Origin of the sequence: Brevibacillus reuszeri (assembly GCF_001187725.1) — a bacterium.
GTDB lineage: Bacteria > Bacillota > Bacilli > Brevibacillales > Brevibacillaceae > Brevibacillus > Brevibacillus reuszeri.
Window position 1 is genome coordinate 43,626 of the sequence record NZ_LGIQ01000001.1, and the last position, 20,389, is coordinate 64,014.

The 20,389-nt window shown below is 46.4% G+C and carries 19 protein-coding genes; 14 read left to right on the forward strand and 5 right to left on the reverse strand.

The window, feature by feature from the left end:
• Positions 1-18: 18 nt before the first annotated feature.
• The 5 genes from ADS79_RS00215 (at position 19) to ADS79_RS00235 (ending at position 5,189) form a co-directional block, all read left to right on the forward strand.
• On the forward strand, positions 19-993 hold the full coding sequence (locus ADS79_RS00215) for a sugar-binding transcriptional regulator (RefSeq protein WP_049736409.1): 975 nt from the start codon (positions 19-21) through the stop codon (positions 991-993).
• Complete coding sequence (locus ADS79_RS00220; protein ID WP_049736410.1) at positions 980-1,303, forward strand: hypothetical protein; 324 nt, start codon at positions 980-982, stop codon at positions 1,301-1,303. The genes ADS79_RS00215 and ADS79_RS00220 overlap by 14 nt, the downstream gene beginning before the upstream one ends.
• A 139-nt stretch (positions 1,304-1,442) precedes the next feature.
• Positions 1,443-3,071: an AraC family transcriptional regulator gene (locus ADS79_RS00225; RefSeq protein WP_236699831.1), complete on the forward strand. Its 1,629-nt coding sequence runs from the start codon at positions 1,443-1,445 to the stop codon at positions 3,069-3,071.
• A 114-nt stretch (positions 3,072-3,185) separates the two neighbouring features.
• Positions 3,186-4,160, forward strand: coding sequence for an ABC transporter substrate-binding protein (locus ADS79_RS00230; RefSeq protein WP_049736411.1), 975 nt, complete (start codon positions 3,186-3,188; stop codon positions 4,158-4,160).
• Positions 4,161-5,189: an NAD(P)/FAD-dependent oxidoreductase gene (locus ADS79_RS00235; protein WP_049736412.1), complete on the forward strand. Its 1,029-nt coding sequence runs from the start codon at positions 4,161-4,163 to the stop codon at positions 5,187-5,189.
• An 84-nt stretch (positions 5,190-5,273) separates the two neighbouring features.
• On the opposite strand, the gene ADS79_RS00240 is transcribed toward ADS79_RS00235, so the two are convergent.
• Positions 5,274-5,855 (reverse strand): TetR/AcrR family transcriptional regulator, encoded by a 582-nt coding sequence (locus ADS79_RS00240; RefSeq protein WP_049736413.1) that lies wholly within the window; start codon positions 5,853-5,855, stop codon positions 5,274-5,276.
• A 272-nt stretch (positions 5,856-6,127) separates the two neighbouring features.
• On the opposite strand from ADS79_RS00240, the gene ADS79_RS00245 reads away from it, so the two are divergent.
• The 4 genes from ADS79_RS00245 to ADS79_RS00260 all read left to right on the forward strand — a co-directional run bounded on the left by ADS79_RS00245 (position 6,128) and on the right by ADS79_RS00260 (position 11,001).
• On the forward strand, positions 6,128-7,417 hold the full coding sequence (locus ADS79_RS00245) for an MFS transporter (RefSeq protein WP_084765524.1): 1,290 nt from the start codon (positions 6,128-6,130) through the stop codon (positions 7,415-7,417).
• A 135-nt stretch (positions 7,418-7,552) separates the two neighbouring features.
• Complete coding sequence (locus tag ADS79_RS00250) at positions 7,553-8,614, forward strand: LLM class flavin-dependent oxidoreductase (RefSeq protein WP_049736414.1); 1,062 nt, start codon at positions 7,553-7,555, stop codon at positions 8,612-8,614.
• Positions 8,615-8,635: 21 nt separating this feature from the next.
• Positions 8,636-9,574: an alpha/beta hydrolase gene (locus ADS79_RS00255; protein WP_049736415.1), complete on the forward strand. Its 939-nt coding sequence runs from the start codon at positions 8,636-8,638 to the stop codon at positions 9,572-9,574.
• Positions 9,575-9,750: 176 nt separating this feature from the next.
• Positions 9,751-11,001, forward strand: coding sequence for an MFS transporter (locus ADS79_RS00260; RefSeq protein WP_049736416.1), 1,251 nt, complete (start codon positions 9,751-9,753; stop codon positions 10,999-11,001).
• 98 nt (positions 11,002-11,099) lie between these two features.
• Here the strand turns inward: ADS79_RS00260 and ADS79_RS00265 are convergent, their stop codons facing one another.
• Both ADS79_RS00265 and ADS79_RS00270 read right to left on the reverse strand, forming a co-directional pair.
• Positions 11,100-11,729 carry an RraA family protein gene (locus ADS79_RS00265; RefSeq protein WP_049736417.1) on the reverse strand — a complete coding sequence of 210 codons (630 nt, stop codon included), beginning with the start codon at positions 11,727-11,729 and terminating at the stop codon, positions 11,100-11,102.
• Positions 11,730-11,852: 123 nt separating this feature from the next.
• A complete protein-coding gene (locus ADS79_RS00270) occupies positions 11,853-12,905 on the reverse strand; it encodes a 2,3-butanediol dehydrogenase (RefSeq protein ID WP_049736418.1) in 1,053 nt (350 codons plus the stop codon).
• A 328-nt stretch (positions 12,906-13,233) separates the two neighbouring features.
• Here ADS79_RS00270 and ADS79_RS00275 point away from each other — a divergent pair, with 328 nt between their 5' ends.
• The gene (locus ADS79_RS00275) at positions 13,234-14,259 is read left to right on the forward strand and encodes a LacI family DNA-binding transcriptional regulator (RefSeq protein WP_049736419.1); all 1,026 of its coding nucleotides are present in this window, start codon (positions 13,234-13,236) and stop codon (positions 14,257-14,259) included.
• A 250-nt stretch (positions 14,260-14,509) separates the two neighbouring features.
• On the forward strand, positions 14,510-15,478 hold the full coding sequence (locus tag ADS79_RS00280; RefSeq protein WP_049736420.1) for a phosphotransferase family protein: 969 nt from the start codon (positions 14,510-14,512) through the stop codon (positions 15,476-15,478).
• 115 nt (positions 15,479-15,593) lie between these two features.
• Here ADS79_RS00280 and ADS79_RS00285 read toward each other — a convergent pair whose 3' ends face one another.
• Positions 15,594-16,604, reverse strand: coding sequence for an alpha/beta fold hydrolase (locus ADS79_RS00285; protein WP_049736421.1), 1,011 nt, complete (start codon positions 16,602-16,604; stop codon positions 15,594-15,596).
• A 152-nt stretch (positions 16,605-16,756) separates the two neighbouring features.
• Between ADS79_RS00285 and ADS79_RS00290 the strand changes: the two genes are divergently transcribed.
• From ADS79_RS00290 to ADS79_RS00300, 3 genes are all read left to right on the forward strand, one after another.
• Positions 16,757-17,572, forward strand: a complete 816-nt coding sequence (locus ADS79_RS00290; protein WP_049736422.1) for a MerR family transcriptional regulator — start codon at positions 16,757-16,759, stop codon at positions 17,570-17,572.
• A gap of 159 nt (positions 17,573-17,731) precedes the next feature.
• Positions 17,732-18,457, forward strand: a complete 726-nt coding sequence (locus ADS79_RS00295; RefSeq protein ID WP_049736423.1) for an acetoacetate decarboxylase family protein — start codon at positions 17,732-17,734, stop codon at positions 18,455-18,457.
• 166 nt (positions 18,458-18,623) lie between these two features.
• A complete protein-coding gene (locus tag ADS79_RS00300) occupies positions 18,624-19,991 on the forward strand; it encodes an FAD-binding oxidoreductase (protein WP_049736424.1) in 1,368 nt (455 codons plus the stop codon).
• A gap of 59 nt (positions 19,992-20,050) precedes the next feature.
• Here ADS79_RS00300 and ADS79_RS00305 read toward each other — a convergent pair whose 3' ends face one another.
• Complete coding sequence (locus ADS79_RS00305; protein WP_457912073.1) at positions 20,051-20,329, reverse strand: DUF7832 domain-containing protein; 279 nt, start codon at positions 20,327-20,329, stop codon at positions 20,051-20,053.
• Positions 20,330-20,389 lie beyond the last annotated feature (60 nt).

Below are 20,389 nucleotides of genomic sequence, written 5' to 3' on the forward strand. Positions count from 1 at the left end.
TTTTAATGAGGGATACGTATGGATAACTGGACAGAAAAACGCGAAATGGTTCGAGTCGCAAAATTATACTATTTGACTGGACTCACACAGGCAGAAATCGCTAAGAAGCTAGGGGTCTCCCGTCCGGTGATTTCCAAGATGCTACAGCGAGCCAAAGATACAGGCATCGTGGAGATTTACATCCGTGATGAAACAGTGAGCATGGTGGAGTTGGAGCAGCAACTGGAAGCAGTACTACGTCTGGATGAAGTCATTGTAGTCCCGTCATATGGGAACAAAAATGAAGAAGTGATCAAACAACAAGTAGCCAAAGCAGCTGCCCAGTACCTACCCAAGTGGATTCGTAATAAACGGAGAATCGGAATCTCTTGGGGGACAACACTGTACCACCTCGTTAATGAATACCCGTTTGAGAGACATCATAAGATGAAAGTATACCCTCTGGTAGGCGGGATCGGCCGTCATCGAATCGAGATTCACTCCAATCAGCTCGCCTATGAATTTTCGAAAAAATTGGGTGCAAGTTGTGAGTTTCTTTATGCTCCCGCTATCGCGGATTCCATGGAACTAAAAAGACAGCTGATAGACTCTCCGGATATTCGTTCGATTTTGGAGGAAGCTCGACAAGTAGAGCTTGCCATCGTCGGAATTGGCAATCCGTATGAATCGACTATGACAGAAATGGGATATCTTAAGGAAGAGGACCTTTGTCAATTGCAGGAAGGCAAAGCGGTTGGGGATATCAGTTCACGTTTTATCGATAAAACAGGTAAACCCATCCATAACGATCTGAATAATCGCGTTATCGGAATTGAGCTGGACGAACTGGAGCATATTCCAACCGTGGTGGGAGTCGTTTCCGGAAGCAATAAGCTGGAGGCGGTTTGGGCTAGTTTGCAAGGCAATTATTTCGATAAGTTGATCATAGACGAATATTTGGCAGAAGTGTTATTGGAAAAGGCGAAGGAGGTGAGCATAAGTGAAAGAGGATAAAATGAGAACGACTCTGTTCTGTGACACATGTATGGATGATACTGTCCATGAAGTAACCTATGTAGATAAAATCCTGTATCAGATTCGTTGTGTAGAATGTGAAAAATCACATTCGCGCGGAACAGAGATACAAAGAGAGCTTTACCTGAATTATATGGAACGAGTCTTTAGCAAACCAAAACGCTTCAAAAACGAGGCAGGGAAAAACTTACCTCATTTCCTGTTTTCACTACCTTATCGTGTGATGAGCAAGCCTTTTCGTACCTACAAGGAAATAAAAAACATGTTTAATTATAAACGGAAAATTTAAAGGCAAGAACGCTAAAAGGGGCTGTCTAGAGAGTTGGATTGACTGACTTTCAGGAGTCCCTTTTTTATGCTGTGCTGGACAAGGAAAGTTGAGAGAACAATTGAATCTTATAAATACTTATAAAACGAGGAGGGAAATCATGGTGAAGGGGACAGAGCCACAACCTTTTGAGGAGAATTGGATCGCACAATGGGAATCAACAAAGCCGTTAACTGACAAGTGGATGACTGTGGGCGAGATCCATTACTTTTCAAGCCATGGATTCATTCTCATAACAGATGGACATGCTGTTTGGAAGATTAATGGGCAAAGCGTTTATGTGGCATTTGGTCATTTGCTTGCCATTGAGGAAAACACCGTCATCGAAGTCATAGAGGGCGGAAACCTCGATTTAGCAGGCTGGCTCATTCATTTTCAAACCTACTCCTTGTTTTCTAAGGAACGAGCAGTGGTGAAATTTGATTGGCATGTACCAGTGGGAGGTACCTATCAAATCATGCAGGTAACGGGCGGTTTTTTAACCAGTATTAGCGATCGTTTGAGCGAGGATATGCCGCAGGATAGTGGGAAAAGAATGGTTGGTAATCAGCATCTGGTAAATGAATTGCTGAAGCAGGGATATCAAGCAGAGGCAAAGGAGCAGCAGACGATCGAAAAAGGAATCCTGCGTTCGATTGCCTATATACAGGAGCATTATGATGAGGTCATCACACGTGAACAATTAGCACAAGTGGCAGGAGTCAGTCAGTGGCATTACTCACGGAAATTCAGTGAGCTATGTGGCAAACCCCCTTTAGACTATCTAGCCAATTATCGCATCTATCGTGCGCAAGAAGAGTTATTGCTAACGTCAGCGAGCTCCCAAGAAATTGCGAAAAAAGTAGGCTTTGAAGATGCCCATTATTTTAGTCGACGTTTCAAGCATTTTGCAGGAGTATCACCGAAAAATTATGCCCCAACCTTACAACAACGAAGGATTTTGGCAATCTCGCCGCTTTGTGCAGAAGTGTTAATCGTACTCGGCATCATACCACATGCTCTAATGGCTACCCCTTTCCTATTACCCGAGCATCAACGACAGCTTTTTCAAAAGCATGGGGTTACGCTTCTGGAAGTCCCGCAATATATGATCCCTGTTGAAGTCATTAGGCAGGAGCAGCCTGAATTAATAATTGGACGTTTTCTGACAGAAGAAACAAAGAGAAGACTGCGCACAATTGCACCAATTTTAACAGGTTTCCCTAATGATCTGGATATCCTCCTCAACCAATTTGCTGCGTTGTTTGATAAAAAGGAAGCAGCAACAAAACGGCAATTACAAATGAAACAGGAAATATACACGGCAAAGGATCAGTTACAAGCAATAATTCATTCAGCAGCGACAGTCATGGTGCTGCGCGTAGAGCCTTTCGGGTATCGGTATTTAGGCGGATACTCAAGCGGGGTGTCTCAATTGCTTTATAAAAAGCTGGAGCTATCACTCCCTGAGTCTTTAAAGGCAGGTGAGGCATGGTTTAACCCTTGCTCTATTGAGCAATTGTCTATGGCGAATCCAGACTATTTGTTTGTAGAGAAACGCATGATGGAGAACTTTAGCGCAGAGGAAAATATGCAGAAATTAATGGCGAACAGTCAGTGGAAAAAATTGAAGGCGGTAAAAAATAAGCGCGTATTCTATATTGATACAAGTCTTTGGGTAGATGGATGCGGAGTAGTGGGACAAAGCATAATCCTCAACCAAATTGTTCGTAGTTTAGTGAGTAGCTAACGTATGTGAGCACAATAATCCAATAAGATACGCACCAACAGCTATGGAAGGGTGGCTTCTTTTTTGATAACCTTCGATAGTGATAATCGTTATCGTTAAAGGGGCGAATACATAATGTCAAAACGATTGATTATGCTGCTTGGGTGTACTTTATTAGCAATTGCTTTAGTGGCATGCTCGAATTCAGCAACAAGTGAAAAGGAAGAATCTTCCGCAGGGGAAATACAGACAGCAGCAACGAGAGTAGTCAAGGATACTTTCGGGGATGTGACTATTCCCGCGAGTCCGAAGAACATCATCGTTACAAACTCCAGCTATGCAGAATATTTAATTGAAATAGGGGTTACCCCTCAAATTGTTTTATTTGTTCCTTTACTCGAACCGGAATATCGTACTCCCTATTTTGAAAAACATGGTGTCAAAATCATCTTCTCTGAACAATACCAATTCAATTACGAACAAATGCTTAGCCTTTCACCGGATCTCATTGTTGCGCAAGGGGAAGGTTTGGAAGCAAAAACGTATGAAGATCTGTCAAAGATTGCACCAACAATTGCCGTATCAGCAGGTCCAGGCATGGAAGAAGCGATACCAAAATTAGCAGAGATATTTAATAAAACAGAAGAAGCGAATCAAGTACTCTCTGCATTTGGGGAGAAAGCAGCGAAGGCCAAGGAAAAAATTCACCAGGCCATTGGTGACAAAACCGTACTCGTGCTTCGCGTAGAACCCACCCGATACCGTTATTTAGGATCACAAGCGGGTAATGTTAGTACTCTTTTTTATCAAACACTTGGGTTAAAAATCCCTGAAATATTTAAGGATACAAAAGAGTGGTTCACGCCATTTTCTTTAGAAATTTTACCTGATATCAAACCGGATTATATCTTTGTCGAAAAAAGAATGATGGAAAACTACGATAGCTCAGAATCACTGAAGGAATTAGAAGAAAATTCACTATGGAAAAATATGGATGCCGTTAAAAATAATCGCGTTTTTCCATTGAAGACCAATGATTATATCCAAGGGCAAGGCCCAATAGGATCAAGCATGCTCATCGACTATCTCGTAGAAAAGCTGGTGCCATAAATGAATAGGAAAGAGACGGACATTTACGATATTACGATAGTTGGCGGCGGTCCTGCTGGTATGTACGCAGCTTTTTATAGCGGGATGAGAGCCATGCGTACCAAAATCATCGAGGCAAAACAGGAGCTAGGGGGATTCATGCGCACATACCCTGAAAAGCTCGTCTGGGATGTAGGCGGAGTAGATCCGATTCGTTGTGAAAGATTGATTGATGCTTTAGAGAGACAAGCGAAGACATTTGACCCGACGATTGTATTCGGCCAGGAAATTGCAGATATGCAGCGAAGTGAAGATGATATCTTTGTTTTGACATCGAAAACGGGTGAGCATCACTATACACGAACCATATTATTATGTGCGGGTCGCGGCATGACGCAGGTTCAAAAGCTGGATATAGAAGGTGCAAATCGTTATGAATTGACGAATCTCCACTATACAGTTACAGATTTGTCGAGGTTCAAAGACAAGTGTGTGCTGATTTCCGGTGGAGGAGATTCTGCGGTAGATTGGGCTAATGAAATGGAAAAATGGGCGAAGCAAGTCATCGTTGTCCATCGACGAAATGAATTTACTGCACACGAACTGCCTGTAGCACAAATGAAAGCTTTCGCGAAAGTAATGGCACCTTATCGGATCGCTCGCTTGTACGGAGAAGGTGATCAAATTGAGACTGTCGCCATCGAACATACAGAGAACGGTGCGATAGAGAAAATAGCGATAGATGAAGTCATCGTGAGCCATGGATATGATCGCGACTTCGGTCATTTATTGAGATGGGGACTGGCTAAAGAAGACTACGGGGTGTCTGTTGATCTGCGAATGCGAACGAACATCCCGGGCATATTCGGAGCTGGCGATTTTATCACATATGGCAGCAAGGTTCGCTTAATTGCAGGTGCTTTTCAGGATGCAGTGTTGGCAGTGAATAGTGCAAAGCTTTATCTCGATCCGGCAGCTCCAGATATGGCGGGTGTCTCTTCTCATAATGCTCGTTTTTTTGAGAAGAACAAAGCGATCATCCAAGGATAACAAAACGAAAGCACAGGATTTGACGAGTTTGCCCCTCGTTTGGATGCTGTGCTTTTGCTTGTTTGCCGTGTGAATTATTCCGAATTACTCAAGTGATGCGAGCATCATTTTGACGGCGTTATCAATAAAGGATCGGTTTGGACGAGATTTCAAAAGTACAGTCAGTCCAATTAACGATACAATCAACGACTGCGATACAGACTTTGCATCCATATTTGCCTGTAGCTCGCCTGATTTTATCCCACGTTCTATCGCCTCTTGAAAGATGACAGAGAGATACATTTGGTGTTCTCTTGTCAGGATTTCAAATTTCTCGTCATGAGGAGCAAGCTCGACCATGGTATTAATACAGAAGCATCCACGGCTGAGACTTCCGGCATACTCTTCATCTACCACCTCTTCAAAAAAAATGCGAAAGGCTTCTTTTACAGACGGATGGTCTTGTAGTCTGGTTCGCACCTCGGAGGCACGAGACATCGTATATTTGCGTAGTGCGGCCTCGAACAATTCCTTTTTGTCGCCAAATGTTGAATATATGCTGGGGCGCTGTATTCCCATTCGGGAAGTCAGATCACTTAATGAGGTCGCTTCATACCCCTTCTCCCAAAAAAGCTGCATTGCAGCGTCTAATACTTTTTCTGCGTCAAACTCGCGCGTTCTTGCCATAATGAATACCTCTCTCGATTTTCTCAGATAACGGAATTTAATTCATTACTTATCAGTATGTTATATTCTATGATGATCCGTATGGATTGTCAATTGCACGTTGTTATTGCTATTCGTATAGTGGGGCGTTTTTTTAGCTAGTGATCGTTTTTGCTAAATGATGATGTTGACAGCGACAGAAAGTGTGGGATATATTTACTGGGCAAAATAACATACTGATCGATACGTTATTTTGGTATTGAATCAACATATGGAGGTAAGGGGAGAACCAAATGGAGGAGGTCATAGAAAAAGTAGCTGTCAAAAAGAAGGTGCAGGCAGATTCGTCACAGGCGACGTTTGTCACGAGTGGTCCCGTTCCCAGTTCTTCTATGTCACGCTCAGTGACCCTATTGTTTTCGGTTGCCTGCGGAATGTCAGTTGCGAATATTTACTTTGCCCAGCCACTGCTTGATAATCTCGCACGTGAGTTTGGAATCGACTATTCCATCATCGGCAGCCTGATTACGATCACTCAACTCTTTTATGCCGTAGGACTGCTTATGCTTGTGCCGCTTGGAGATTTCCTGAACCAACGCAGGCTGATTACAGGTCAGATGCTATTATCAGTGATCGCTTTGGTGATGGTCGGGACTGCGTCCACCAGCACGGTACTGTTTGCAGGCATAGCTCTGGTGGGATTGCTTGCTGTTGTGACACAAACCCTTGTGGCATTTGCGGCGACATTGGCAGCCCCTGAGAACCGAGGACAGGTAGTAGGAGTAGTAACTAGCGGAATCGTGATAGGCATTCTGCTTGCGCGAACGTTTTCGGGAGTACTGACAGATTTCTCGGGGTGGCGGTCCGTTTATCTGGTCTCTGCTGCACTCATGCTTCTGATGGCTTGCGTACTATTTCGGGTGTTGCCAAACAACAGGCGGGAGAAGCAGCCACAACAACTGTCCTATTCCCGGTTGCTCCGGTCCGTATTTATGCTGCTCGCACAGGAACACATGTTACGCATTCGCTCTGTTCTCGCTATGCTGATTTTTGCTGCTTTCAGCATCATGTGGACGCCATTGGTACTGCTGCTAAGTGCGCCGCCATTATCTCTTTCACACACGGCAATCGGTGCGTTTGGTTTGGCAGGAGTTGCCGGAGCCCTAGGAGCAGCACGGGCGGGAAAGCTAGCGGATGGAGGCTACGGGCAGAAGACCACAGGCATCGCTTTGACTCTGCTGCTGTTGTCATGGCTACTGATCAGCTACATAGAGCAGTCGCTGTTTGTATTCATTCTTGGAATTGTTCTTCTTGATTTGGCAGTGCAGGCTGTACACGTTACGAATCAAAGCATGATTTTCACTTTGCGTATAGAGGCACGTAGTCGTCTCACGGCTGGCTATATGGTGTTTTATTCGATCGGTGTGGCTAGCGGTTCCATTACCTCGACCTATGCATATGCCCACTATGGCTGGGACGGAGTATGTTTGCTTGGTGCCTCGGTAAGTGCTCTTGCGCTTCTGTTTTGGGCCATGACCAGCCGAGTAAAAGCTATGACTGGAAATAAAGCCGGTGCCAAATAAGTTACTGAAATAGAATCAGCCAGCTTCCTCGTAGCCAGCTTGAAACTAATAGCTCTAAATTAAGATATTTCATATTGAGTTTTTTGCTGACCAAGTGGTTGGTACAAATAAATATTCAGCTAGGAGAGTGAACTCGTGGAGATAGGAATTACTTCGTTTGTGGAAACAACGCCGGATGTTCATACTGGTAAACTGATCAGTCACGCACAGCGATTGCGTGAGGTGGTCGAGGAGATTGTTCTTGCCGATCAGGTGGGACTTGATGTATTTGGCATCGGTGAGCATCATCGCAAGGATTATGCAGCTTCTTCACCGGCCGTTGTGCTGTCTGCAGCTGCACCGTTGACGAAAAGGATTCGGTTGACCAGCGCGGTGACAGTGCTTTCTTCAGCAGATCCTGTACGTGTCTTTCAGGATTTTGCTACGCTCGATGGTCTGTCTAATGGACGCGCGGAGATCATGGCGGGTCGAGGCTCTTTTATCGAATCGTTTCCACTGTTTGGCTATAACCTAAATGACTATGAAGAGCTGTTTGAGGAACATTTGGAACTGCTTCTTACCATACAAAAGTCTGAAAGAGTAACCTGGCGAGGCGGACATCGACCAGCGATTAACGATTTAGGCGTGTATCCGCGGCCCGTCCAAAATCCTTTGCCGATCTGGATCGGAAGCGGAGGCAATCAGGACTCAGTGGTTCGTGCTGGCTTGCTCGGGCTTCCACTGACGTTGGCGATCATAGGCGGTAGCCCGCGGCAGTTTGCGCCACTCGTAGAGCTTTACAAAAAGGCAGCCGTACATGCTGGTCATGATGTTTCGCGGCTTAAGGTTGGCTCGCATTCACTAGGATTTGTTGCAGAAGATACGGAGCTTGCGGCAAACACATTTTTTCCTTCGACCCAAGCAGGTATGAATAAAATCGGCAGGGAGCGGGGCTGGTCACATTACAGTCGGGCTAGCTTCGATTCAGCGCGCGGTCTGGAAGGCGCAATGTATGTTGGCGATCCAAGCTATGTTGCCGAAAAGATCATTCACCTTCGCAAGCATGTCGGCATTACGCGATTCATGATGTATGTTCCGATTTCTACGATGCCGCATGACCAGGTGATGCGTGCCATCGAGCTACTGGGAACAGAAGTAGCGCCACGGGTACGAGAGGAAATAGCCAAATGGGAAGCTGAGACACAGCAAGAAGCATAATCATATTTTGGAGGGATCTATATGGATTTTCAGAGTCGGGTATTGCCAGAATTAAGACAAGCATTGGAACAATTTCCGGGTTTTCCATTGAAGGAAAATTTGGAGGCAAGCAGGGCGATGCTGCGAAATCCTCCTATCGAAAAGTCAGAGCACGTAAACACGACAAGCCGAATGATTCAGGGGGCGGCGGGAGAAATGCTGGTCAAAATTTACGAGCCTAGCCAGAGAACTGGCAGTAAGCTTCCGGCTATGCTGTGGATTCACGGGGGAGGCTATGTGCTCGGGCATCCTGATATGGATGACGCTTTATGCGAGCGTTTTGTTCAGGCGGCTAATTGTGTCGTGGTATCAGTTGATTATCGACTAGCACCTGAACACCCTTATCCAGCGGCTATCGAAGACTGTTATGCCGCATTGCTCTGGATGACAGATGAAGCAGAGTCGCTCGGCATCGATTTGGCACGAGTCGCCATCGCAGGGGCAAGCGGTGGAGGCGGTTTGACGGCAGCACTTGCTTTACTGGTACGCGATAAAGGCGGACCAGAACTGATTTTCCAGATGCCACTGTATCCGATGCTCGACAATCACAATCGCACGGCGTCGAGCTATGAAATCACGGCAGACAACGCAACCTGGAACCGGACGAACAATTTGACGGCTTGGAGCATGTACCTGGGCGAGGATGCTAGTAAAAATGAGCTGTCTCCATATGCTGTGCCGGCAAGAGCAGAAAGTTTGGCGGGACTGCCGCCGACTTATACATGCATCGGGCAGCTCGATCTGTTTCGGGACGAGACGATCGAATATGTGACGCGTCTTGCGGAAGCGGGCGTAGATGTGGAATTTCAACTGTATCCTGGTAGCTACCACTGCTTTGAGGTGTTCGTCCCGCAGGCGGAAGTGAGCATACGTGCAAGCCAAAACTATGTGGACGCGATGGCGAGAGCGCTTAATCCTTAAGGGATATTGCCATATAGAGCAAAAAAGTGATATGCTTTCATCAGGAAAAAGATAATGAACTGCTCACCGTAATCTTGGGAGCCTGATAATTGATGCTGGGAAACCGCGTCATGATCAGGCTCCTTTATGCTTTTATTAGGGCCATTTGCCCGACAAAAGCATAAGGAGTGACGAGAGTGGGAGAGGTTTTTCGGAATCAAAATTTTCGCAGGCTGTTCTTTTCGAATTTATTCTCGGGGTTTGGTCAGGGGATGACCATGATTGGGATCTCATGGTATCTGGTGGAGGCGACGGGCTCGGCTAGTCTGCTTGGCTCTACGATGCTTCTTTCTTCCATCCTGACGCTTCTTGTGGGACCTTATTCGGGTACCTTGATTGACCGTTTTTCCCGCAAGGCGATTCTGCAGATCGAACAGCTGGGTGGATTCGTCGTACTGGCGCTCTTGGCAGTGTGGGGATTTTGGGGGAGTTATCACGAGTGGATGCTGGTTTTGCTTTATATGGCGACGTTGTTCATGTTTCAGATTCATGAGCCAGCACAGGCTGCTTTTGTACAGGAAACGTTCACTCCCAAGCACTACAAGGCGATCAACTCTTTGCTGGAGATTGAGAATCAAACAGCATTGGTTTTAGCAGGAGGATTCGCGGGAATGATTTTGGGCAAATTCGGACTGCATGTGGTACTACTGTTCAATGCTTTAACGTACTTGATAGCTTTTTTGATGCTATCAGGAATCGACTACGTTTTTACGCTGGGTAATCAAGCGGAGAAATCCCCGCGAAGGTCTTGGGTAGAGCAATTTTATCAAAGCTGGGTTTATATCAGGGAGCGAAGAGGGTTTATGATCTTCGGGGTGTCTGCTCTGGTGCCATTCATAGCCGTTATGCTGGCGAATCTGTTGAACCCGATTTTTGTGAGCCAGGTTTTGCGAGAAGATGTGAAGATTTATTCGCTTGGTGAAGTGACATATTCGATTGGAGCCGTGGGAGCTGGCATCATGCTTGCCTGGTTTAGTCGAAAGCTCGGGGCCTTTTCGTACATGGTGCTAAATTATGTGTTCATGGCCATCGTATTTGTTTTGACTATCGCTATACCAAACGGGTGGGTATTTGTACTGCTTTCTGCTTTTATCGGCTGGTGCAACGTCTCCACCAGGCTGATCCGCCAGACACTGTACATGGAGCTGCTGCCGAATCGCTATATGGGAAGAGTCATGAGCTTCTTTAAATCGATTGGTACGCTGATGAGGCTTACGCTACTCGCACTGTTTACAGTCATGCTCGACTCGACAGGGACCCAAGTAGGGTATGTGGTGCTTGCCAGCTTTTTAATCCTGGCGGCTCTTGGGATTCTATTTTCCATGCGACTGTTGATGAGACAGGTAGACAAAGCCGAGACAGTGACAGGACAAGGGTCTGCGGAGTAAGCGTTTAGATGAAAGATCATCCATGATAGAATTGCTCCTTTTCAGCAAGGTTTCTTTTACGCAAAAAGCGCCTCGATGGGCGCCTTTTACCTGTTGCCTTATTTTCGTTTGGCATGAGCCAGAAACTCATCCAGATAAGCTCTGACCGCATCAGGATTGCCAGAAACGCTGGCTTCTCTAGCCTGATCCTTTGCTAACTTGTCCAAGGCTTGGGAGAGAATCTGCTGTTCCCTTGATTGCGGGATGACCACGACGCCGTCCGCATCTCCCACGATCATATCACCTGGCGAAATACTGGTACCTCCACACGAAATCGGTACATTCATTTGGCCCCATCCTGCTTTAGCACTGGCGGCAACAGCCGTTCCTTTGCAAAACACGGGGAAGTCCAGCTGCTTGATTCCAATAATATCGCGGATGACTCCGTCGACCACGATTCCCTGAATGCCGAGCGTTTGGGCGAGACCGACAATAAAATCTCCAGCAATCGCCTGATAGGTGTCGCCCTTTGCATCGATCACAAGCACATCGCCAGGCTGAGCTTCCCGGATAGCCTGCAAGACCGTTAGATTGTCACCAATCGGCATTTGCACAGTGAATGCTCGTCCAGCAATTCGGTACTCTTCTTTTAATGGCTTGATGCTGCTATCCATGTTGGTCAGCCCCTGAAGCGCATCAGAAATGCATGTAGTAGGGACGTTTTGGTACTGGGAAGCAATAGTGGACATAAAGAATCCTCCTATATTTGTAAAATTTGGATTTCTAGTTATATCCATTATACGATATGCTGCATTTTATAGAGGCAACAAAAAAAGCCAGGGAACGAATCCCTGGCTTTCCTTCATTCAGCGTTACTGTTTCGGACTCACCAAAATTTTCACCTGATTTTTCTCTTTCAGCAAAGCTTCGAATCCATGCTCCACGATATCGTCCAGCTTGATTCGTTGAGTGACCAGCTTGTCCGCAGGGAAGAAGCCTTTTTCCATCAGGCTGATAACAGCTGGGAAAACATCACGATAACCGATGATACCTGTCATGTTACGTTCTTTCATGACGATGTGGTTTGGTTTGATCGGCGCTTCTCTTTCGAAGATGCTGACGATCATGATTTGTCCTGCAATTTTGGTGGATTCGATGGCTTGCGTCAGGACTGGTGGTACACCAGTTACCTCAAACGCAATGTCGGCACCGCCGTTTGTACGGTTGTGGATTTCTTGAACGACATCGTATTCTTTTGGATCGATGACGATAGCGCCCAGCTCTGTTGCTTTTTGTTTACGCTCTGGAGAGAGCTCAACAGCATAAATTTCTGCGGCACCAGAAGCTTTCAATGCTTCGATGACGAGCAAGCCGATAGGACCTGCACCAAATACAACTGCTTTATCGCCGACTTTCAGCTGACTGGAGCGAACGGCATAAAGAGCGACAGCAGATGGCTCGACGAGGGCACCTTGCTCATAGGAGAGGGTGTCCGGAATTTTGTGGACCATATGTTCATCAGCAGCCACATATTCGGAGAAGCCACCGCCGCCTCCCGCCAGACCGAGGAAGCCCATTTTTTCGCAAAGATTGTATTTGCCTTGTTTGCACGCTGGGCATGTGCCGCATGCGAAAACCGGTTCTACAACTACACGATCGCCTACTTTGATCGAGGTGACACCTTCCCCGATTTCTACGACTTGTCCGGAGAATTCATGTCCCATTACGATTGGAGCTTTTTCACCTGTTAGTGGATGAGCAGTGCCTTCAGGAATGAAGATTGGACCAGCCACGTACTCATGCAGGTCACTACCGCAAATACCGCACCATTCCACTCTGATTTTTACTTTTCCTTTAAGGGCCTGAGGCTCCGTAATCGTTTCCAATCGCAGGTCTTTCAAACCATGCCAGCGCAACGCTTTCATAACTGTCATCTCCTTGTCGGACTTGAGGATTATATATGGAATTCAGCAAGAGAAATAGGAAACGTTTCCGAAATAAATATGTCATAACTTTGACATATTGTCAAATCGATATATGTGTGAAAAAGGTCAGAAAGTGTGGTCGTTGAGTGGGAGCTTAGTAGTGGTGAGAGTCGTGCCATTATAGGCTGTAGAAACGCTCGCAAGCTTTGTGGCTTGCCGCCAGCTTTGCTATCACGTCATGGAGATATGGTATAATACGAGGAAGGAAGCTACATTTGATTCGGAAAACAGAAAACGGTTCCGATATGGAAAGGATCTCTACATTCTCATGAAAAATAAAGTGACGATTGAAGATGTAGCGAAGCGGGCGGGCGTAGGGATTGCTACCGTATCGCGGGCTATTAATGATAGTGGGGGAATCAGCCCCAAGACCAAAGCAATGATATTGCAGGTCATCGAGGAGCTGGGCTTTACTCCGAATACTTCTGCGCAGAGTCTGAAAATACGTCAAACGTATCAAATTGCACTTGCTGTACCAGATATTCGCAACGCGATTATTCCGGAAATCTCTTGGTCTGTAGAACAAGCAGCCAAGCAGCATGGCTATCGGGTCGTGCAAATCAACACGTCTGGGAATGCCCGAACTGAGCTTGAGACCGTGCGCGAGGTCAAAAAGCTGCATGTGGATGGGCTTATTATCATGCCGCTTGCTTATCCAAAGACGTTGGTAGATTTGATTAATAAAGCCAGTGTTCCGGTTTCCATTATCAATTATGGAAAAAAGCTCGACGATCATGTGAAAGCAGATGTAGTCAGCCTCGCTCGACAGGAAGGTCGCCTCGTCATGGAGCATTTGATCAAGATCGGGCGTACGCGGATTGCCTATGCAGGTGCACCCAAGGACAAGATTGAGGAACGATACTTTGCCTACGAAGGGTCTTTGGGGCATGTCGATCCTTCCTTGGTTTATTTCGGTGAGGACTTTTCCTTTGAGACGGGCTTGCGTGCTGCGGATTACTTTTTCAGCTTGAAAAATATGCCGGACGCTATTTATGCGGTTAATGACATGGTGGCGATCGGGATTGTGAATCGGTTCAAGGAGCTGGGTGTCCGTGTCCCTGATGATGTAGCCGTGGTGGGCATCGACAACAATTTATGGACGACGATTACGACTCCGCAAATCAGCTCGGTTTCGATTATGGGGGATGAAGTGGCTCGTTTGGCTACAGAGCTTTTGTTGAAACGGATTCGCGAGCAAGGAGCAGGGGCTTATGAGCGCGTTCAGTTCGAACCACGACTGATCGTGCGGGAATCAAGTGTGGCGGTTATACGTAAATCGCCATTGGAAATGTAAAGAATGCTGAATTGTATAGGGGCAGGCTGTCGATCAGGTCGGCGGCCTTTTTTGCGTGCTCGTCTTCTCTCAATGACGTTGATCCAGATAATCCCAGGTGTTTATAATAGAGGTAATTTACAAGAGAGTGAGTGATGATCATGAGAACAGCTGTCATTATGATCCAAGTCCATTTTGCAAAAGGGCAGGGGAGATGACTGCTTGTTAGGCTCTCTTCCATGCCACTAGGATTTATGTGGGAGGGAATATTTTGAGTACAACTGAACATTCATTTGATCATCATCTATCTGGGCCGCCTACTTTTTCGTCCCTGCAGGAATATATATCACGCAAGGATGACATTCACTTCTGGTGGCTGTATGTGGCTGCTATCCTCGAGCGTCATGGTCTGGAGAAAAAGGATCAGGAGCTGCTGGCAGGGCTTGGCGGGACGTATCCGACCTTCCTTTATGGGGATGTAGTTGTTAAGCTGTTTGGTTATATGCAATCAAGCGAAAAGTCATTCGAAGCGGAACGAGCAGCGAAGCTGTTGCTCGCTACTGACCGGGAAATTGCCGTACCTCGGCTGGGCGGAGAAGGCCGCCTTTTTGAAGATGCTCATAATCCATGGTCTTATCTGATTACCACTCGGATGCCGGGGGTTACTTGGCAGTACGCTGATCTTAACACTGAGCAAAAGCTTAGGGTGGCCCACGAGCTAGGATGCCAGATGCGCAGAGTACATGCATTGAGCCCTTCGGGTATCGCCACACATGATGACTGGTCCGGCATGGACGTAACCAGGGCTATTGCAAACAGCTCACTGCCTGCCCATCTGGTAGCGCAGGTGAACGAATACCTTGCGGGGCTTGGTTCGTTCGATCCTGTCTTTGTCCACGGAGATGTGATGTTTCGTCATGTTTTCGTCGAGAACGGACACCTCTCCGGGATTATCGATTGGGGCGATGCAATGGTGACCGATCGGCACTACGAATTCGCCAAGCTCCACCTCGATCTGTTCAATTGCGACAAGTCGCTGCTGCGAGCATTTCTTGCGGCAAGCGACTGGCCGATGACCAAGGATTTCGCTAAAAAGGCGATGGGGATGGCGCTCTACCGTCAGGCTCATGGTCTCATGCAGCATTATGCGATGGATGTCTTTTATACCTTGCCGACTCTTCTCCCGTTGCAAGACATTGAGACGCTGGATGAGCTGGCGAACGAGCTCTTTGCAGTGTAACGGCTAGGCTGGCAAATGATCCAAGCGGACTCTTGGCTTTTGGCCGGGAATCAAAAGACCCTGATGTAGGACCATTTTCGCTAGTATCCATCGCAGGGTCTCTTTAAACAATTGTTTAAGTTCTCTCTAGTAGAACTTTTAGTGCTGAATCAATGAAATTCGCATCGATCGGATTCAATCCAAACCCCGCTAAGTGTCCCCAGATCGATTCAATTGGCTGAAAAGTAGCATTCGCTATGAGACTCGTCTCGTATTCGCTGTCTTCCGGTGTGAAATATAGATCAGTCCTCACGGGCATCACAACGGTTTGTGCCTTTATGCTTTTCAAGGCGAGGGCAAAGTCTCCAGCATACAAGGGATTCCTGCTAATATCAGCATGCTGCCAAGTCCACATCATAGCCAGCAAATCATTCGCATCTGATTGGATGAAGCTCTCCTCCCAAAACTTCACAATAAAATCAGAAAGAGAAGCGAAGCCCAGCTCTTTGAAGCATTCTTCCCGGTAAAAGGCTTGTGAAAATCCCCAGCTCGCATAAACGCGCCCCAATGTACGCAAGCCCAGCTCAGGTGGTACTGTGTATATGCCTTTATTCCACGCAGCATCTGCTTGCAGTGCAGCTCGTATGCCCTCGATCATGACCGAGTTGTGCGGCCAGGTCTTGGCGGTCCCCGCAAATGGAGCCAAACGCTCTACCATATCTGGATAGCTTGCTCCCCATTGAAAGGCCTGAATCGCCCCCATCGACCATCCGGTAGCCAAAGCAACCTTCTTGACGCCAAACCTCTCTGTCAGCAGCCGATGCTGCAAAGCGACATTATCAAAGATCGTGACATTCGGAAAATTCGCCTTGTCAAAAGGGCTTGCTGTGTTGCTAGGAGACGAGGATAATCCATTCCCCAGCATATTGGGTATCACGATGAAATATTTCTCCGGGTTTAACGCCTTATTTATTCCGATCAGCCATTCATTCTGATAATGCTGATCGCCAAATGACGTAGGAAAAACGATGACGTTATCCTTGGTTGCGTTGAGTGTGCCATACGTTTTATAGGCTAAAAATGCTTGTGGGAGTGTCTCCCCTGATTGCAATTCTACATCTCCTAGCTCAAAAATGTCGTAGTCCATCTGTTTTCTCCCCTTTGAATTCTGGTTCAGTATCAACTGTAAACGCTCCCGTATAGGGGAAGGTCAAGAGGCATACTTGGAAAAAGGAGTAGGACTCTTTCGCCATTTCAAATCGGTTATAATGCAAGAAAACGCGTAAGCGAGGTTGGCGCATGTTTAAAATCAGTGATTTTTCCCGACTGAGTCGTGTCTCTTTAAAAACGCTGCGATATTATGACCAGCTCGGCATCTTGAAGCCAGCTCATATCGACAAAGAGACCAGCTATCGATATTACTCAGCTGAGCAATTGCTTACACTCAATCGCATTCTACTGTATAAGGACTTGGGATTTACCCTGCAGCAAATTCAGCAGTTACTGCGTGAAGATATTTCGACAGAGCTCATCCAAGAAATGCTTCGGACAAAAGAAAGTGAAATCGAACAGATGCTCGAGGAAGAGCAGGCGCGACTAGGTAGAATTCAAGATCGATTGCTGTTGCTTGAGCGAGAGGGAAGGGTAGAAAAGGAACAAGAAGTGGTCATGAAAAGCGTGGAAGCACAAAAAATCATTTCCTTTTACTCGCATGGTACGGTGGAAGAGATTCCGAAGCTGTTTCATACGTTAGAACAACTGGTAGGCAAACAAAAAAAACAGCTGCTCCCACGGATGGTTATGTGGAAAGAAACGGAGAGAAATGAGGCGGAATTTGAATTGGAGGTAGCCTATTCGCTCAAGCAGGAGATTGCCGTAACCTCAGACATCCTGAATGTGCGCATGCTGCCGGAGGAGCCGATGATGGCAACGTTGTTACAACGTGTAGACCCATTCGTTCCTTCTACGGCCTGCATGGATTTGGCCAAGTGGCTCGTGGACAATCACTATCGAATAAAAAAGGACCAGCCTGGAAGAGAAGTGTATGTACAATCACTCGAAGATAATGGCGACACTTACGTGGAGGTTCAAATTCCGATTGAATCCAAGAGTTGAAATGAATTTCTCAAAAACGAGTAATTACCGAAATGGACCACAGATTTATGAGTATCACGACGAGCAATTCAATCCCTCCTAAGCAGGAGGAACTCCTTGGCATGTGATTTGCAAAGTTTACTTCCCGACTAGCAAATCCATGTTAAAGGAGATATTCGCATGCTAAAACCAGAGTACACGATTTTACCCGATTACGCGCCATTGTATCCGCAGGTTCCCTATCATTATAAAAATTACGAGAAAATCAGTGTTTACTGCAGGGGAAATCGTGAGGCGATCGAGCGGTTTTTGCCAAAGGACTTTGAATATGTTTCAGATATTTTCGAGATTTTCGTGCTGAAAAATGAAGTCATTGAAGGACTCGATCCGTATTCCGAGGGTGGAATCGTGATCCCCTGCAAATATAAAGACATTGTTGGAGCGTACATGGCATACGAGTACGTCGATACGGACGAAGCGCTTTGTGCAGGAAGAGAAATCTGGGGATATCCCAAGAAGCTCGCCGAGGTAGAATTCAACCGCGAAGAGGGCTTCGCACAAGGGAAAATCATCCGCAAGGGTAAGACCATCATTGATATTGCGCTTACCTTTGAGGACGTCGAAGTAAATCCGCCGAATCTGTTTCCACGGCTCCAGGTCAAACGGATGCCACGAGCGGACAAGTATGGCATGGATATGGATCAAGTCATTTTAAATGAATTTGTGGACTCGCTCATCCATACGCGCCAAACCGGAACGGCCAAAGTGAATTGGGAGTATTCCAGCTATGATCCAATTGCGGAGCTGGGGCCTGTCGAAGTATTGGGCGGTGTTTTTGTCGTAGGTGATTTTACGTTGACGTATGGAAAAATCATCGAGGACAAGGTGCAAGCAGTCGCAAAATAATTGGATAGGGTGGACGCAATGGAATCATCAAGCGGCAGCATAAGGACTTTTTCAACAAAGCCTTAGACTGCCGCTTTCCTTTTGCCTATAAAATCAAGTGTCTTTTTCCAATGGGATTCATAGCATATAACATTCTGACTACAGCATCTGAGAAAGGAGTTCTCTTTTGGAAAAGACAAAGCTAACAGGGCGAATCGTTACGCCTGATGATGCTGATTATGAGCTTGCCAGAACGAATAATAATTTGAGCGTTCCTAAATTCCCAAAGATCATTGTGTTTTGCCAGGATGTAGATGATGTCGTGAATGCACTGAAATGGGCGAGGGAAAATCAAGTGCCGTTTCGAATAAGGAGCGGCAGGCATAGCTATGAAAATTTTTCGCTCGTAAATGGCGGTCTGGTCATTGATGTCAGTGAGATGAACAAAATTACTGTCAATCGTGAAAACATGACAGCAAAAATAGAAGCTGGAGCTGGTCTGGGGAAAGTATACAATGAATTATGGGAATTCGGTACTACGATCCCGGCAGGTACCGAAAGCAGTGTTGGTCTCGTGGGCCTTGCGCTCGGTGGGGGCATTGGGATGCTGTCACGGTTGTTCGGACTTACTTGTGACAACCTGCTTGAAGTCGAAATCGTAATAGCGGATGGAGAGAATGGGGCAAAACTGATTCGGGCAGACAAGCATCACAACAGTGATTTGTTTTGGGCTTGCTGCGGTGGTGGCGGTGGGAATTTTGGCATTGTCACGTCTCTTACATTCAAGGTGCATGCCATTTCCAAGGTCTCTATTTTCTCGATTTCGTGGGGGTGGGAAGATCTCGAAGCGGCATTTGATGTTTGGCAGCATTGGGCACCTACAACCGATTTACGCCTTACTTCTGAGATTGAATTACGAGCAAAGGAAGCCAATCGAATCATTGCGCAAGGTGAATTCGTCGGTCCAGTATCCAGTTTGCGGGCACTGATTCGACCTTTACTCGAAACTGGCTCACCGACAAACGTATTCATCAAAGAAGTTCCTTATAAAAAGGCCTTCCAATTTTTTGACGAACCGGCTGGAAACCGGCCAGCTCACCGTAAGCGATCCGGGTCCTTTCTAAAAAAGCCTTTCCCGTTGAAGGCGATCTCGACAATGAAGCATTTCTTGGAGAACGCCCCAAACGAAAGATCGGGAATCTGGCAACAATCTCTTGGAGGAGCAATCAGGCAGCACTCCCCAACTGAAACCGCCTTTTTCTATCGGGAGGCGATTATCGCCCAGGAGTATCTTGCAACTTGGAGCGATCCAGATGAAAAACAACAAAATGTACGCTGGATCGAAGAATTGCGGGATGCTTTAAAAAAATATATAACAGGCGACTACGTAAACTGGCCCGACCTGCTTATCAAAAATTGGCCAAAGGCGTACTATGGCGAAAACATAAAGCGACTTCAATCAGTGAAGAAAGAATATGATCCAACCAATGTATTTTCGTTTCCACAGAGCATCCCACTAAAGGCGGACGATAAAAAAAATGCCCATCTCCGATGAGATGGGCTTTGCTGTAATGATAGTGGGGGAGATTGCAGCTATTGTAGGGCGAGACCTGATCAGCGATTGTTCTCAAGCCAATGCTCGTACTCGCTGTCGATGGCTTGTCCCATATAGAAGTAGTTATCCCAGCTGTCCTCTACATGATAAATACTGGGATTGCAATCGAACTGCTCCATGAAGTGATACAGATATTCCTGATACTCGCCGCTTTGCAGATTGCAGTAATAATAGTTGGCGAATTTATTTCCATTCTCATTCAGCAAATCTATAGCCAGCACGCCACCCAGCTGACGATAGAGCTGCGAGCTTGTACATCTTGTATTTATAGTGATGATGAAATGTTTATAATATTAGTAATTATGTGATGATTAGATAGTGAGATGGTCACATGCCAA

Bases quoted from the DNA above. Each gene is read 5' to 3' on its own strand.
- ADS79_RS00215 (WP_049736409.1), top strand. From the start codon at position 19: ATGGATAACTGGACAGAAAAACGCGAAATGGTTCGAGTCGCAAAATTA.
- ADS79_RS00225 (WP_236699831.1), top strand. From the start codon at position 1,443: ATGGTGAAGGGGACAGAGCCACAACCTTTTGAGGAGAATTGGATCGCA.
- ADS79_RS00230 (WP_049736411.1), top strand. From the start codon at position 3,186: ATGTCAAAACGATTGATTATGCTGCTTGGGTGTACTTTATTAGCAATT.
- ADS79_RS00235 (WP_049736412.1), top strand. From the start codon at position 4,161: ATGAATAGGAAAGAGACGGACATTTACGATATTACGATAGTTGGCGGC.
- ADS79_RS00240 (WP_049736413.1), bottom strand. From the start codon at position 5,855: ATGGCAAGAACGCGCGAGTTTGACGCAGAAAAAGTATTAGACGCTGCA.
- ADS79_RS00245 (WP_084765524.1), top strand. From the start codon at position 6,128: ATGGAGGAGGTCATAGAAAAAGTAGCTGTCAAAAAGAAGGTGCAGGCA.
- ADS79_RS00255 (WP_049736415.1), top strand. From the start codon at position 8,636: ATGGATTTTCAGAGTCGGGTATTGCCAGAATTAAGACAAGCATTGGAA.
- ADS79_RS00265 (WP_049736417.1), bottom strand. From the start codon at position 11,729: ATGTCCACTATTGCTTCCCAGTACCAAAACGTCCCTACTACATGCATT.
- ADS79_RS00270 (WP_049736418.1), bottom strand. From the start codon at position 12,905: ATGAAAGCGTTGCGCTGGCATGGTTTGAAAGACCTGCGATTGGAAACG.
- ADS79_RS00275 (WP_049736419.1), top strand. From the start codon at position 13,234: ATGAAAAATAAAGTGACGATTGAAGATGTAGCGAAGCGGGCGGGCGTA.
- ADS79_RS00285 (WP_049736421.1), bottom strand. From the start codon at position 16,604: ATGGACTACGACATTTTTGAGCTAGGAGATGTAGAATTGCAATCAGGG.
- ADS79_RS00290 (WP_049736422.1), top strand. From the start codon at position 16,757: ATGTTTAAAATCAGTGATTTTTCCCGACTGAGTCGTGTCTCTTTAAAA.
- ADS79_RS00295 (WP_049736423.1), top strand. From the start codon at position 17,732: ATGCTAAAACCAGAGTACACGATTTTACCCGATTACGCGCCATTGTAT.